The sequence below is a fragment of the Nonomuraea sp. NPDC050733 genome, assembly GCF_040654215.1.
Classification (GTDB): Bacteria; Actinomycetota; Actinomycetes; order Streptosporangiales; family Streptosporangiaceae; genus Nonomuraea.
This window is the reverse complement of the sequence record NZ_JBFAHO010000013.1, coordinates 89425-103549: the sequence shown is the minus strand read 5'-3', so window position 1 is coordinate 103549 and position 14125 is coordinate 89425. Positions and strand designations below refer to the sequence as shown.

The window sequence follows — 14125 nt, the reverse complement described above, 5'->3', positions numbered from 1 at the left end:
AGGGCGTGACAACGCGTAAGAGCTCCAGCTCCACCACGGCCGCTCCCGCCAAGCGCCAGCGCGCGACGTCCTCGGGGTCGGCCTCCGAGCGCCGCGATCACCTGGTCAAGCTCGCGGCGGAGATCTTCGCACGCAAGGGTTTCCAGGCCACGACCGTACGAGAGATCGCCACAGAGGCGGGCATTCTCTCCGGAAGTCTCTACCACCACTTCGACTCCAAGGAGACGATCGTCGACGAGGTGCTGTCCACCTTCCTCGACGACCTCATCGCCCGCTACCGCGCCGCCCTGGAGTCGGGCTCCGACCCGCGCACGGTGCTGTCGGAGATGGTCCGCATCGGCTTCGGCACGCTGGAGCCGCACCGCGCCGCGATCACCGTCATGCAGAACGACTGGAACTACCTGCGCCAGTTCGAGCGATTCAACTACCTCGTCAAGGCCGAGGACGAGGTCGAGCAGATGTGGGTGGCGCAGATCAAGGCCGGCCAGGCGGCCGGGCAGTTCCGCGCCGACGTGGATCCCAAGCTGACCTACCGGATGATCCGCGACACGATCTGGGTGGCGGTGCGCTGGTTCCGCCCCGGCGGGCGGCTCAACACGACGGGGCTGGCCGAGCACTACATCATGGTGCTCTTCGACGGCCTGGCCACCGGCGAGCGCAGCAGCCAGCAGGGATGAGCGCTCCCGAGACGGTCCGCGTCGCGGTGCGCGCGGCCCTGCTGGAGGCGGCCGAGCCCGCCAAGGCCCCGCTCATGCAGGCGTACATGAAGTCCGCGATGCCCTTCCTCGGCGTCCAGGCGGCGCCGCGGCGGGCCGCGCTCAAGCGCGTCTTCGCCGGGCACCGCATGGCCACCGCGCCGGAGTGGCGGCACGCCGTGCTCGCGCTGTGGCGCGAGGCCGAGTACCGCGAGGAGCGCTACGCGGCGATCGAGCTGACCGGCCACGCCCACTACCGCGAGTTCCAGACGCTCTACACGGTGCCGATGTACGAGGAGATGATCGTCAGCGGCGCCTGGTGGGACCTGGTCGACGAGCTGGCCACGCACCGGATGGGCGGGCTGCTGGCCGCGTTCCCGGGCGCGATGCGGCCCCTGGTGCTGGAGTGGGCGCACGCCGACGACCTGTGGAAGCGGCGCACGGCCATCCTGTGCCAGAACCGGTTCAAGCGCCGCACCGACACCGCCCTGCTCTACGCCTGCATCGAGCCGAGCCTGTCCGACAACGACTTCTTCGCCCGCAAGGCGATCGGGTGGGCGCTGCGCGAGTACGCCAAGACCAATCCCGACGAGGTCGTCCGCTACGTGCGGGCCAAGGGCATCAGCGGCCTCAGCCGCCGCGAGGCGCTGAAGAACCTGCCGGTCGCCTGACGCCCTCCGGACCAGAGGACGTCAGCGCGTCCACAAGGCGTCCTGGACGGCCTGCACGAGCGCCATCAGCTCGGGCGTGACCCGCTCCCGCGACCAGGCCAGCCCGTAGGTGATCCGCAGGTCCCCCACCGCCAGCGGGACGAACGTCACGTCGTCGCGGCGCACCGCCCGCACCAGGAGCTGCGGCGCGGGCAGCAGCCCCGCGCCGGCCGCGACCAGGTCGAGCGCCGCGGCGAAGTCGTCGCCGGGCACCGCCCGCGGCCGGCCCGGCAGGCCCGGCCACGGCCGCCCGCCCGGCGCCAGCACCGTGCGGCCGGCCAGGTCCTGGGGCATGACCCGGGGACGCGCGGCCAGGGGATGCCCGGCGGGCACGGCCAGATGGTCCACGGAGACGTGGAAGCGGGCCCCGGTGACGAACTGCGCGGGCGCCGGGATGGCGAGCACCGCGGCCGACACCTCTCCCCCGGCTAGGGCCGCGGACGCCTCGGCGCGGCCGGCGACGCGCAGCTCCACGCCGACGGGCGGGGTGCGCGCGGCCAGCCTCCTGGCGACGCGGGCAGCCAGCGGGCCGATGAGCGGTGGATAAGCGAGGTGAATGGACGGCCGGGCCAGCCGCGCCGCCTCCGCCGAGAACGCCGACGCCGACTCCAGCACCCGCTCCGCGTACGGCAGCAGCGCCCTGCCCTCCGCCGTGAGCCGCACGGCACGGGCGCTGCGCTCGAAGAGACGGACGCCGGCCGCGCGCTCCAGCCGGGTGATCGCCTGGCTCATGGCGGGCTGCGACATGCCGAGGTCGGCGGCGGCCCCCGAGAAGCTGAGCCGGTCCGCCACCCGGGCGAAGCACTGGATCTCCCGGAGCATAAGCGTCACGAATCCATGGTGCACCCACCCGGGGGCAGCGGGCACGATTCCCAGCATTGATCACGCCACGACGACGCAGGGAGCAGACATGTCCGTGCCGCCCGCCTTTCCCCGATCCACCGTGCTGGGTTATCCCCGCATCGGCCCGCGCCGGGAGCTGAAGCGCGCCCTGGAGGCGTACTGGGACGGCCGCTCGACCCGTGAGGAGCTGGACCGGGCCGGCGCCGAGCTGCGTGAGCGGACCTGGCGCCGCCTCGCCGAGCTGGGGCTGGAGGCGCTGCCGTCCAACACGTTCTCCCTCTACGACCACGTGCTCGACACGGCGGTGCTGCTGGGGGCGGTGCCGGCGAGGTACCTGGACGCGGAGGACCCCTACTTCGCCATGGCCCGCGGCACGGACGGGCTGGCGCCGCTGCGGATGACGAAGTGGTTCGACACCAACTACCACTACATCGTGCCGGAGGTGGGCCCGGACACCGCGTTCGCGCTGGACGCCGCCAAGCCGCTCGGCGAGGTGCGGGAGGCTCGGGCGCTGGGTCTGGAGACGCGGCCCGTGGTGGTGGGCCCGGTGACGTTCCTGCTGCTGTCGGAGCGGGGCGCGGCGGCGCTGGACCGGCTCGGCGACGTGCTGGCCTGCTACGAGGAGCTGCTGACGCGGCTGGCCGCCGAAGGGGTGGCGTGGGTCCAGCTCGACGAGCCCGCGCTGGTGACGGACCTCGGGGCCGCCGAGCTGGCCGCGGTGCGGGAGGCGTACGAGCGGCTCGGGGCCGTCGCCGGGCGGCCCGGACTGCTCGTCGCCGCCTCCTTCGGCGACCTGGGCGAGGCGCTGCCGGTTCTGGCGGCCACCCCGGTGGAGGCGATCGGCCTGGACCTGGTGCGCGGCGGCCTGGACGGCGCCGCGGCGCTGGCCGGCAAGACCGTGGTGGCGGGCGTGGTGTCCGGGCGCGACGTGTGGCGCACCTCGCCGGAGCGGGCGGCGCACGCGCTGCGGACGGTCCGCGAGCACGCCGCGCACGTGGTGGTCGGCACGTCCTGCTCGCTGCTGCACGTGCCGTACGACGTGGAGGTCGAGACCGGCCTCGACCCGGCGCTGCGGGCGCGGCTGGCGTTCGCCGAGCAGAAGGTCGCCGAGGTGGTCGAGCTGGCCCGCTCGGCCTGGGACGGCCCGGCCCCCGCCGCGCCGTCGGTGCCGCTGGCCGCGCCCGTCCCGGCCGGCGAGCGGGCGCCGTACGCCGTGCGGGCCGCCGCGCAGGCCGAGCGGCTGGGGCTGCCGGTGCTGCCGATCACCACGATCGGGTCGTTCCCGCAGACCGGCGAGCTGCGCGCCGCCCGCGCCGCCGTCGCGGCGGGGACGCTGTCCGAGGAGGAGTACGAGCGGCGGGTCGAGGCGGAGATCGAGCGGGCCGTCCGGACCCAGGAGCGGCTCGGCCTCGACGTCCTCGTCCACGGAGAGCCGGAGCGCAACGACATGGTGCAGTACTTCGCCGAGCACCTGGACGGCTTCGCGGTCACCCGCGAGGGCTGGGTCCAGTCGTACGGCTCGCGCTGCACGCGGCCGCCGATCCTGCACGGCGACGTCGGCCGGCCGTCGCCCATCACGGTCCGCTGGGCCCGCTACGCGCGGTCGCTGACGGACCGGCCGGTCAAGGGCATGCTCACGGGCCCCGTCACGATCGTGGCCTGGTCGTTCGTCCGGGACGACCTGCCGCTGCGCGACGTGGTGTTCCAGGTGGCGGAGGCCATCCGGGAGGAGGTGCGGGACCTGGAGGCGGCCGGGGTGCCGGTCATCCAGGTGGACGAGCCGGCGCTGCGGGAGCTGCTGCCGCTGCGGCGCGCCTCCCAGGCGGACTACCTGGAGTGGGCCGTCGCCGCGTACCGCCGGGCCACGTCGGGCGCGGGCGAGGCCACGCAGATCCACACGCACCTGTGCTACTCGGACGCCAACCAGATCCTCGCCGCGATCGACGGCCTGGACGCGGACGTCACCACGGTGGAGTCGGCGCGGTCGGGCGGGCGCATCCTCGGCGCGGTCGGCGGGTTCGGGCGCGGGCTCGGGCCCGGGGTGTACGACATCCACTCGCCGCGGGTGCCGGGCGACGAGGAGGTCGAGCGGCTGCTGCGCGAGGCGCTGAAGGCGCTGCCGGCCGGGCGGCTCTGGGTGAACCCGGACTGCGGGCTGAAGACACGCACGTACGAGCAGGTCGAGGCGGCGCTGGCGAACGTGGTGGACGCCACGCGCCGCCTGCGCGCGGAGCTCACCCTCAGCTGAAGGTACGGGCCAGATGGGCGAGGGCGGCGTCCGCGTATCGCCGGGGGCCCGTGCTCAGGCCGTAGGCCAGGTCCTCGATGAGGGCGCACCGGGCGTAGAAGCGGACCCTGTCCCGGTCGTCCTCGCCGAGGCCGCCGTCGTAGTGGGCCGCGGTCGCCTCGAACACCTCGGGGCCGAGGTCGCGGTAGATCCGGGCGAAGTCGTGGGCCGGGTCGGTCAGCGCCGCGTCGGTCCAGTCGATGACGCCCGTCAGCAGGCCCGTCTCCGGGTCGGCGAGCAGGTGCTCGGCGCCGAGGTCGTTGTGGCAGAAGCGCACGGTGTCCGTCTCGGCGGGCACCGGGGCGCGCAGGAACGCCTCGACCAGCGGGCGGTGCTCCTCCGGGACGTGCGACTCCACGTCGCGGTAGTCCTGGCCGGCGTCCTGGAGCAGCGTCGGCGCGGGGTAGTGGTCGGGCGGGGCGAGCTCGCGCAGCCCGTCGGCCGGGGCGGCGTGCAAGGCGCTGAGGAACGCTCCCAGGGGCTCGGCCAGCAGGCCCGGGTCGGGCACCGGGCTCAGGTTGAGCGGCCGGCCGGGCAGCTTGCGGTACGCGATGACGGCGGCGTCCGGATCGCTGAAGACGACCTCGGGCACCGGCAGCGGGGAGATGTCCCGCACGGCGGCGAGCAGCGCGGCCTCACGCCGGGTGGCGTCGCCGTCGGCGACCTTGGCGCCCCGGACGATCAGCTCGCCGTCGACCTCGTACACGACGTTGTCCAGGCCCTGGCCGAGCCGGACGATGGAACGCACCTCGTGGCCGGGCAGACGGCGGGCCAGCAGCGCGCGGATGTCGGCGATCACATCCGCAGCCTAGGCCCGCCGCGCCCGGCGGGCGAGGTCCCCGCGACTCCCGTCACACGGTCACTTCAGCGCCCCGGCGGTCAGCCCGGCCTGGATCTGCCGCTGGAAGATCGTGTAGACGACCAGCATGGGCAGGATGGCCAAGGTCAGGGCGGCGAACAGCGCCGACCAGTCCTGGTCGTAGCCCGCGGCGGTGGAGATGTCGGCGATGCCCTGGGTGAGCACCCACTTGTCGCGCTCCTGGAGCAGCACCAGCGGGAGCTGGTACTGGTTCCACTGGCCGAGGACGTTGAAGATGGTGACGCTGACGATGCCGGGCCTGGCCATGGGCAGCATGATCTGGAAGAACACGCGGGTGTGCGAGGCGCCGTCCACCATGGCCGCCTCCCCGACCGCCGTCGGCAGCGTCCGGAAGAAGGCCGCCAGGAAGAACACGGTGAACGGCATCGAGTACGCGATGTAGACGAGCACCAGCCCGGCGTGGGTGTTGAGCCCGATGAACGGCCCGAGCACCGGCACGTTGCCCATGTTCTGCACCACGAAGAACAGCGGGGTCAGCGCCAGGTACACGGGGAAGGCCAGCCCGGAGACGAACAGCAGGTAGAAGGCCCGGTTGCCGCGGAAGGAGTAGCGGGCCAGCACGTAGGCCGCCATGGACCCGACCAGCATGGTGCCGAACGTACTGAACGACACCACGATGACGCTGTTGAGCGTGTACTGCCCGATGTGCGCCTGGTCCCAGGCGCGGGCGAAGTTGTCCCAGCGCAGCGTTTCGGGCAGCGACCAGGCGTCGCCGAAGATCTCGTCCTCGCTCTTGACCGAGGCGAGGAACGTCCACAGGATCGGCACCACGACCAGCACGGTCCACACCAGCAGCGCCACGTGCGACAGCACGCTCAGGGGCCCGAGCCGCTTCCGGCGCTCCCGCCGCGCCTCCCGGCGCGACGTGGCGACCGTCCCCGAGGTCATCGTTGTCATCAGTACTCGATTCGTTCGCGCCTCGACAGGCGCAGCGAGATGATCGCGAAGCCGACGGTGAAGAAGAACATCACGACGCCGAGCGCGGAGGCGTAGCCGAAGCGGAAGTACGAGAACGCGTTGCGGTAGATCTCGGCCGCCATGACCGTGGTGGAGAAGTCCGGCCCGCCGTGCTGGTCCGTCATCACCCACACGACCGCGAACACGTCCAGCGCCAGGATGCCCAGGTACACCCAGGCCACCTGGACGGTGTCCCACAGCAGCGGCAGCGTGATGCGGAAGAACAGGCTCCCCCGCCCGGCCCCGTCGATCTGGGCCGCCTCGAACATGTCACGCGGGATCGAGGCCAGCCCGGCGGAGAAGAGCACCACGTAGAACCCGACGGCCTGCCAGACCATGACGCCGAGCACCGACCAGAAGGCGACGTCCGGGTTCGACAGGAAGCCGACCGGCTTGGCCCCGAGCGCCATCAACGGCCCGTTGAGCATGCCGCTGCCGTCCGGCCGGAACACCTGCTGGAACAGCACCGCCACCACGGCCACGGCCAGCACCTGCGGGAAGAAGAAGATCACCCGGTAGAGCTTCGACCCCCTGATCCCGCTCAGGCCGCCGCTGCCGCCGCCCACGTTGAGCAGGAAGGCGAAGAACAGCGCGATGACGATCGTCAGCAGCGGCAGCAGCACGAGCAGCGCCGCGTTGTGCCGCACCGCCTGCCAGAAGATCCCGTCGGAGAACAGCCGGACGAAATTCTCGAACCCCACGAAGCGCGGCGTGGCGTTCACACCCCGCCAGTCGGTCATCGCGATGTAGAACGCCTGGACGTACGGCGAGATGACGTACACCAGGTAGAGCGTCACCGGGGCCGCGAGGAACGCGGTGATGAACAGCCCGCGGCGGTAGCGCTGGAACAACATCAGCGCTTGAACTTCTTGATCGAGGAGTCGCCCTTGATCTCGTCGGCCTTCTTCTGCAGGCGCTCCAGGTACTTGTCGGGGGTGAGACCGCCGGTCATGAGCTCGCCGGTGGCGGCGATGGCCTCGTCCTTCATCTGGGCGTACCAGGTCTGCCAGCGGTAGGTGACGGTGTTGGCGCCCGCGGCGGTGACGGCCTTGGACGCGCTCGCCGCGCCCGGGGAGAGCTGCCGGCCCTCGCCCGCGCCCTTGACGACCGAGACGGTGCGGACCAGCTCGCTGAAGTCGCCGGCCGCCTTCTTCGACAGCATGGCGCGCAGGTACTCCATGCCGCCCTGGGGGTTGGCGCCCTTGGCCGGGACGATGAAGTTCTCGCCGGGCGAGGTGTGCAGGGTGCCGTACGGCATCTTGTCGGAGCCGGTGAAGTCGGGCAGCGGGAACATGCCGTACTCGAAGTCGGCGGGCGTGGTCGACTTCTGCTCGTTCTCCAGCCACGACCCGGAGGGCAGCATGGCCACCTTGTACTTGTTCTGCGCGGTCTGGGTCTGCACGTGGTCGAGGCCGGCGGTGCCCTCCATGAGGTACTTGGCGCCGATCTCCGCCCAGGCGGCGGCCGACTGCTTCATCGGCTCGCTGGTCCAGGCGCCGTCCTCCAGGTTGTCGATGTTGATGAGGACCTCCGGCCCGCCGATCTTGGCGGCCAGGGTCAGCAGCGGCTCGTAGAGGTACTGCGGGAACTTGCCGGCGTAGGTGAACGGGGCCATCTCGCCGGACTTTTTGATCGTGTCGCAGAGCTTGGTGAACTCGTCCCAGGTCTTCGGCACCTGCCAGCCCTTGTCCCGGAAGACCTTCTGGGAGTACCAGATGCCGAAGATGTAGTTGACGTAGCCGAGCACGCTGAACTTGCCGTCGTAGGTGCCGATCTCGACGACGGCCGGGTCCAGCAGGTCGCGCACCTTGACGTTGGGGTCGTCCCAGCTCGGCGCGTCGAGCAGCGGGCCGAGGTCGTGGAGCTGGCCGTCCTGGGCGAGGGCGCCGAAGTCCATGGCGTTGGCGCCGGAGTTGTCGATGACGTCGGGCGGATTGCCGCCGGCGAAGCGGGGCTGCAGGACCTTGGTGATCTCCTTGGTGGACTCGACCTTGATCTGCGCCTGCGGGTACTTGCTCTTGTAGAGCGGCTGGTGGATGTCCTTGGCGTAGGCGGTGCCGAAGCCGCCGTCGAAGATCCAGACCTCCAGCGGCTTGTCCGCCGCCACGCCGAACGGGTTGGCGGCGCTGGTCGCGACCGGCGCCGCCGACGAGGAGGCCGGCGTCTTGGAGGCCGGGGTGGCGCAGGCGGCGAGCGCGCCGGCCACGGGGACGAGCGCGGCGCTCCGGAGGAGCTGGCGCCGGGTGATGTTGTGGGGGGTGTTGGACATATTGCTGTACTCCTGACTTTCAGGCTCCGCGTCTGATGCGCCCCGCGTAGCGGCTCTCCAGGGCCTTGTTGTGCTCGTCGCCGCCGGTCACGTTGACCGACAGGTAGATGGGCGGCGTCTCTCCGAGCGCCGCCATCCGCTCCACCGCCTCGGTGACGACCATCTCCGCGAGCAGCGCCGAGGTGATCGTGGAGACCGCGCCGTACGTGCCGCCGCCCGGCAGCTCCATGACGGCGTCCCCGTACGGGGAGCCGTTGTCGAGCACGACGTCGGCCAGGTCGAGCAGCCTGCGGCCGGACGGGTGCCGCGAGGTCATCCGGGTGCTGTGCTCGACCGAGGTGATGGCGATCAGGGGGTGGCCGCCGTCCTTGACGATCGTGGCCAGCTCCACCACCGTGCCGTTGACGCCCGAGCTGGAGATCAGCACGAACACGTCCTGCGGCGCCACCGGGGCCAGGTCGTAGATCCGCCGGGCGATCGCGGGGTCGCGCTCCAGCTCGGGGGTCAGCACGCCGGGCGGCTCCCCGCCGTACAGGACGAGGTCGCGCGGCGAGAGCCGGTTGCTGGGCACCAGCCCGCCGGCCCGGCCGGCGATCTCCATGGCGATCGCCTCCGAGTGCCCCGAGCCGAAGGCGTTCACCACGCCGCCGGCCCGCAGCGCGGCGACGAGCAGCCCCGCCGCCCGGCCCACCGGCTCCGCCTGCGTCTCGGCCACCCGCTGCGCCAGCTCCAGGGCCTTGGTCGCGTACGTCATTCAGCCTCTCTCCACCCGGTGGCTCTCCACGGCTCTGATGGTCCGCTCGAACGCCTCGTTGGTGCGCTCGTAGGTGCGCTGGGCGACCGCCACGTAGACGGCGTCCAGCACGAACAGCTGCGAGTGGACGGCGGCGAGCCCGCCGAGCCGGAACGTGGTCTCCCGGCTGGCCGTCGTGAGCACCAGGTCGGCCAGGTCGGCCAGCGGCGAGCGGGCGAAGGAGGTGACGGCGACCGTCGTCGCGCCGTGGCTGCCGGCCTCGGCCAGCGCCTCCATCACCTCCCGGGTGCGGCCCCGGTGGCTGATGCCGAGCGCGAGGTCGCCCTCGCCCAGCAGCGCGGCATCCGACAGCGCGACGTGCGCGTCGCCCGCGCTCCAGCAGGGGATGCCGATGCGGCGCAGCCGGCCTTCGAGCATGGTGGCGACGTTGCCGCTGGTGGAGACGCCGACGAGCAGCACGCGTGCGGCGGCGACGACGGCGTCGGCCACCCGGGCGACGGTCTCGGAGTCGAGCTGGGCGGCGGTGTCCTGGATGAGGCGGGCGTCGGCGGCGGCCATGACCTCGATGGCCGAGTCGAGGGGATCGTCGGGGCCGATCTCGTGGCCCACGCCCGCGCCCCAGCCCGCCTGCGCGGCCCGGCCGGTCTCGGTGGCGAGCGCCACCCTCAGCTCGGCGTAGCCGGAGAACCCGAACGCGCGGCAGAACCGCGTGACGGTGGCGGGCGAGCTGCCCGCCCGCTCCGCGAGCGCGATGATCGTCGACCGGGCGGCCTCGGCGGGGTCGCCGAGGATCACCTCGCCGACCCGGCGCAACGCCTCCGGCAGACCGGGCAGTTCTGTTTCGACGCGCCCGAGAGCTCCTGAAGTCACGAATATTCCTTCCGAATACTCGGTCTTCTGGTGAAAATTATTCTTGCTTACCGGTCGCGTCAAGACCCAGAATCGGACCGTGACGAACTCGTTCGTGATCGGGGTGGACGCCGGAGCCACCTCCACCCGGGTGGCGGTGCACGCCCTGGACGGGTCCCGCGCCGGCTACGCCCGGTCCGGCGCCGGCAATCCCAGCGCCCACGGCCTCGGCAAGGCGGTCGCGGCGATCGGCGACGCCCTCGGGCGGGCGCTCCACGGCCTGGACCCGTCACGGGTGGTGGCCTCGCTGGCGGGCGTGGCCGGCCAGGTCGCGGAGCTGGGCCCCGAGCTGGCCAAGGTGTGGGCCGACCACGGCATCGCCACCGGGCCCCGGGTGACGGGCGACGTGGTGATCGCGTACGTGGCGGGCACGCCCGAGCCGTCGGGCTCGCTGCTGCTGTCGGGCACCGGCGCGGTCGCCGCCCGCATCACCGGCCACGAGCTGGCGGCCATCGCCGACGGGCTCGGCTGGCTGCTGGGCGACGCGGGCTCCGGCTTCTGGATCGGCCGCGCCGCGGCCAAGGCGGTGGTCGCGGCCCTCGACCGGGGCACGCGCGAGGGGACGCTCGTCGAGCTGGTCCTCCATGACTTCCTGGGCGGGTGGCGGGGCGCCACGACCCGCGCCGACGCCGACCGGATCGTGCGGCTCGCCCAGGCCGACCACATGCGGCTGGCGTCGCTGTCGGCGCTGGTGAGCCGGGCCGCCACGGCGGGCGACCCGATGGCCATGGAGATCGTCCGGGAGGCGGCCGGTCACCTGGCGGCCACGGTCGGGCGCGTCCATGTGTCCGGGCCGACCGTGCTGGCCGGGAGCGTGCTCACCAGTGACGGGCCCGTCCGGCAGGCGGTGGGGGCGCTGCTGACGGGCCGTGAGGTGACGACGGCGGGCGACGGGGCCGGGGCGGCGGCCTGGCTCGCGGCCCGCGACCTGCTCGCGCCGGAGCGGGCGCGCGAGCTGCACCCGCTCTTCACCGCCGTCTCCTGATCTACTCGCTCGTCCTCTCCTTGGGCTTGGGGCCGCCGTAGATCGGGTTCTTGGCGATCCGCTTCTCCGACACCAGCAGCCGTACGACGCCCGGCCGGTCCGACACCGCCTCCCAGACGGTCCAGTCGTCGCCCACTGGGTCGGACTGCCTCTTGGGGTCCGTGCTGTAGCCGTTGCCGTCCGGGTCGGGCTCGATGATCTCGAAGACCGCCTTGAGGTTCCGCCGGCGGACCTCCGCCAGGACCTCGCGCACCGACCGCTCGTCCACGCGGACCCCGGCCAGCATCTCCCCCTTGCGGGTGGCCACGCTGAACGACTGGTACCGCTCCCCCGGCCTGGCCTCGCGGCCGAGGTACAGGACGCCCTTGCCGGTCCAGTCGCGGCCCACCTGGACGGTGAGCGCGCAGCCCGGCCGGCCGATCGTGCAGCCCTCGGGCTCCAGGTTGCCGCCGATGCCCAGGGACGGACCGGTGGCACCGCTGCTCCCCATCTTGACCACCTCGCCCACGCGGCCGGGGGCGACCGGCACCAGCTCCAGCGTGATGTCGAGTCCCACCGCGTGGAACGCCTCCGAGTAGAGCTCGTGCTCGGCGAAGGGGTCGCGGATCCTGGCCACCCACCAGTCGCCACGCTGCTCGATCTCGATGGCCGAGTTGGCGTAGGAGGTGGCGGGGCCGGAGCCGGTGTCCACGAAGCTGGGGCCGATGACGATCGCGGCGGCGAGCGCGGCGGTCGCCAGCGTGCCCATGACCATGCGCCTGGTGCTCGGCCGCCTCCTCCCGGAGCCGGGCACGGTCGCCGGGTCAGGGAGGTCGGCCGGATCGGCGGCCGTGACCGAGGCCAGCAGCGCCCGCGCCCCCGCGCCGGACGCCCGGCCGGCCAGCTCCTCGTCGCGCACCCGGGCCAGGTCGCTGAGCTCGTTCATACGGCCTCCACGGCGAAACGGTGAGTGGTGACACCGGCGACGGCGAGCGCCTTGGAGAAGCGCTTGCGCGCGCGGTGCAGGCGGATGCGGACGGCGTTGCGGGAGCAGTCGAGCACCTGGGCGATCTCCTTGCTGCCGAGCCCCTCCCAGGCGACCAGGGACAGCAGCTCCCGGTCGTCCTCGGACAGCTCCGCGAAGGCCCGGGTGATCACGCTCAGCTCGGCCCCCGCCTCCGGCGAGTGGCCGTAGAGGTCGGCCACGTCGGTGTCGAGCGCGACGAGGCGCCAGCGGGCCGCGCCGCGGCGGTGGTTGGCCAGGACGTTGCGCGCCACGCCGTACAGCCACAGCCGGGCCTCCTCGCCGGGCGGCAGCGCGTCGGCGCGGCGCCAGGCGATGGCGAACGTCTCGGACACCACGTCGGCGGCGTCCTCCGGCGAGTCGCAGCGGCGCACCGCGTATCCGAGGATCTGCTCATACGTCTGCTCATAAACGGCCTCGAACCGGGTTTTCCGGTCGTCATCCACGGGCGGTCCCCATGGTCGGCCTCCTGTGTCAGGGGATGATGGAACATCCCCTTCATGTCGGAAGATCCACGAGCATTTCAGGATTTTTCATGAAGCAGGAGTTTTCATGAGGTGAGGATCGCAGCGCTGCCGTAGCCGCCGCCGAAGCCCGTCACCAGCGCCGCCTCGCGGCCGGCGCGCAGCTCGCGCACGGCCTGCGCCACGTTGTTGAGGCCGTGCACGTACCCCTCCGACAGCAGCCCGCCGTGCGGGTTCACCCACGCGTGCCGGCGCTCCAGCAGGTACGCGCCGAGGTCGGCCCGCTCCACCAGGCCGAAGTCCTCCAGTTGCCGGGGCACCAGCCACGAGTAGGCGTCGTAGGGCAGCGCCGCGTCCACGTCCGAGGGCCGCATGCCCGACACCTCCCACAGCATGGGCGCCACGTACGCCGAGAAGATCGCCGTGACGTCGGGCGCGCGGTCCATCGCCGAGCAGCCCGGCCCTCCCCCGCGCACCACGGCCCGCACGCGCGGCCCGCCGAGCACCCCGCTGACCAGCAGCGCGCACGCGCCGTCGGTCTCCTGGCAGCAGTCGGCGGTGCGCAGCGGCGTGCAGACGTACGGCTTGGCCAGGTAACCCCCGAGGTCCAGCGGCTCCCGGCGCAGCGCCCGGGGGTTGGCCGCGGCGTTGTCGCGCGACTGGGCGACGACCGCGTGCAGGTGCTCCTCGGTGAGGCGGGTGTCGTGCAGGTAGCGGGTGGCGGCCAGGGCGAACAGCGCGATCGGCCCGGCCATGCCGTACGTGAAGCGCTCCTGCGGGCCGGTGGAGACGGTGTTCATGCGCGTGCCGGAGCGGCCGTTGAGCGCCCGGTAGACGAGGACGTTGCGGGCGAGCCCGGCGTGGACGAGCATCGCGGCGTCCCCGAGGATCGAGGCGGCCTGCGTGCCGCCGCCGGCGATGTCGTTGTGCCAGCCGAGGCGCTCGATCCGGAGCGCCCGGGCGACCTGGACGACCGGCGCCGAGTCGTTCAGGTGATAGCTGAGGACGGCGTCCACCTCGGCGGGCGCCACGCCCGCGTCGGCGCAGGCGGCGCGGCACGCCTCGACCGCCTGCTCCAGCACGGTCCGGCCGGACTCGCGCGTCAGCGCGGTCATCCCCACCCCCGCCACGGCCGCACGCCCGGCGAACGGCTGCATGGACGTCCTCCCAGACGCGGCGGATGCGGGTCGCGGGTGGTGCGGGTGGCGCGTGGTGCGGGTCGCGGGTGGTGCGGTCGCCCGCCGGGACGGGGCGCGATCCGGCCCGGCGGGCGACGTCTGCGGTGCTCGCCGACACGCTAACGCGCCGCCGTTCTTGAGACAAGCGCTTGCTCGGTAATCGGTCGTGGCGCCGGACGGCCTCACGGGCC

The 14125-nt window shown here is 72.8% G+C and carries 14 protein-coding genes; 4 read left to right on the top strand and 10 right to left on the bottom strand.

The genetic code is table 11. From position 1 onward, the window contains the following. Positions 1–5: 5 nt before the first annotated feature. Positions 6–677, top strand: a complete 672-nt coding sequence (locus AB0H64_RS22105) for a TetR/AcrR family transcriptional regulator (RefSeq protein WP_310716515.1) — start codon at positions 6–8, stop codon at positions 675–677. Next, positions 674–1366: a DNA alkylation repair protein gene (locus AB0H64_RS22100; protein WP_357627326.1), complete on the top strand. Its 693-nt coding sequence runs from the start codon at positions 674–676 to the stop codon at positions 1364–1366. The genes AB0H64_RS22105 and AB0H64_RS22100 overlap by 4 nt, the downstream gene beginning before the upstream one ends. A gap of 21 nt (positions 1367–1387) precedes the next feature. On the opposite strand, the gene AB0H64_RS22095 is transcribed toward AB0H64_RS22100, so the two are convergent. Further along, positions 1388–2227: a LysR family transcriptional regulator gene (locus AB0H64_RS22095; protein WP_357627527.1), complete on the bottom strand. Its 840-nt coding sequence runs from the start codon at positions 2225–2227 to the stop codon at positions 1388–1390. Between the two features lie 88 nt (positions 2228–2315). On the opposite strand from AB0H64_RS22095, the gene metE reads away from it, so the two are divergent. Then, positions 2316–4496, top strand: coding sequence for a 5-methyltetrahydropteroyltriglutamate--homocysteine S-methyltransferase (gene metE, locus AB0H64_RS22090; RefSeq protein WP_357627325.1), 2181 nt, complete (start codon positions 2316–2318; stop codon positions 4494–4496). Here the strand turns inward: metE and AB0H64_RS22085 are convergent. Genes AB0H64_RS22085 through AB0H64_RS22060 form a run of 6 tightly spaced genes read right to left on the bottom strand, consistent with a single transcriptional unit; the run spans position 4489 to position 10265 of the window. Next, positions 4489–5334 carry an aminoglycoside phosphotransferase family protein gene (locus AB0H64_RS22085; protein WP_357627322.1) on the bottom strand — a complete coding sequence of 282 codons (846 nt, stop codon included), beginning with the start codon at positions 5332–5334 and terminating at the stop codon, positions 4489–4491. The genes metE and AB0H64_RS22085 overlap by 8 nt on opposite strands. 60 nt (positions 5335–5394) lie before the next feature. Then, complete coding sequence (locus tag AB0H64_RS22080; protein ID WP_357627319.1) at positions 5395–6312, bottom strand: carbohydrate ABC transporter permease; 918 nt, start codon at positions 6310–6312, stop codon at positions 5395–5397. After that, complete coding sequence (locus tag AB0H64_RS22075; RefSeq protein ID WP_357627316.1) at positions 6312–7226, bottom strand: sugar ABC transporter permease; 915 nt, start codon at positions 7224–7226, stop codon at positions 6312–6314. Before AB0H64_RS22075 ends, AB0H64_RS22080 begins: the two co-directional genes overlap by 1 nt. Then, positions 7226–8641, bottom strand: coding sequence for an N-acetylglucosamine/diacetylchitobiose ABC transporter substrate-binding protein (ngcE, locus tag AB0H64_RS22070; protein ID WP_357627314.1), 1416 nt, complete (start codon positions 8639–8641; stop codon positions 7226–7228). Before ngcE ends, AB0H64_RS22075 begins: the two co-directional genes overlap by 1 nt. Before the next feature lie 19 nt (positions 8642–8660). Beyond that, positions 8661–9395 carry an SIS domain-containing protein gene (locus AB0H64_RS22065; RefSeq protein ID WP_357627311.1) on the bottom strand — a complete coding sequence of 245 codons (735 nt, stop codon included), beginning with the start codon at positions 9393–9395 and terminating at the stop codon, positions 8661–8663. Further along, on the bottom strand, positions 9396–10265 hold the full coding sequence (locus AB0H64_RS22060) for a MurR/RpiR family transcriptional regulator (RefSeq protein WP_357627309.1): 870 nt from the start codon (positions 10263–10265) through the stop codon (positions 9396–9398). Between the two features lie 79 nt (positions 10266–10344). On the opposite strand from AB0H64_RS22060, the gene AB0H64_RS22055 reads away from it, so the two are divergent. Further along, positions 10345–11289 carry a BadF/BadG/BcrA/BcrD ATPase family protein gene (locus AB0H64_RS22055; RefSeq protein ID WP_357627307.1) on the top strand — a complete coding sequence of 315 codons (945 nt, stop codon included), beginning with the start codon at positions 10345–10347 and terminating at the stop codon, positions 11287–11289. 1 nt (position 11290) lies between these two features. Here the strand turns inward: AB0H64_RS22055 and AB0H64_RS22050 are convergent, their stop codons facing one another. The 3 genes from AB0H64_RS22050 to AB0H64_RS22040 all read right to left on the bottom strand — a co-directional run bounded on the left by AB0H64_RS22050 (position 11291) and on the right by AB0H64_RS22040 (position 13913). Further along, entirely contained in the window at positions 11291–12214 is a 924-nt protein-coding gene (locus tag AB0H64_RS22050) for a hypothetical protein (protein ID WP_357627305.1), read from the bottom strand. After that, positions 12211–12738, bottom strand: coding sequence for an RNA polymerase sigma factor (locus AB0H64_RS22045; protein WP_357627301.1), 528 nt, complete (start codon positions 12736–12738; stop codon positions 12211–12213). The genes AB0H64_RS22050 and AB0H64_RS22045 overlap by 4 nt, the downstream gene beginning before the upstream one ends. Before the next feature lie 104 nt (positions 12739–12842). Then, positions 12843–13913 (bottom strand): acetyl-CoA acetyltransferase, encoded by a 1071-nt coding sequence (locus AB0H64_RS22040; protein ID WP_357627298.1) that lies wholly within the window; start codon positions 13911–13913, stop codon positions 12843–12845. Between the last annotated feature and the right edge of the window lie 212 nt (positions 13914–14125).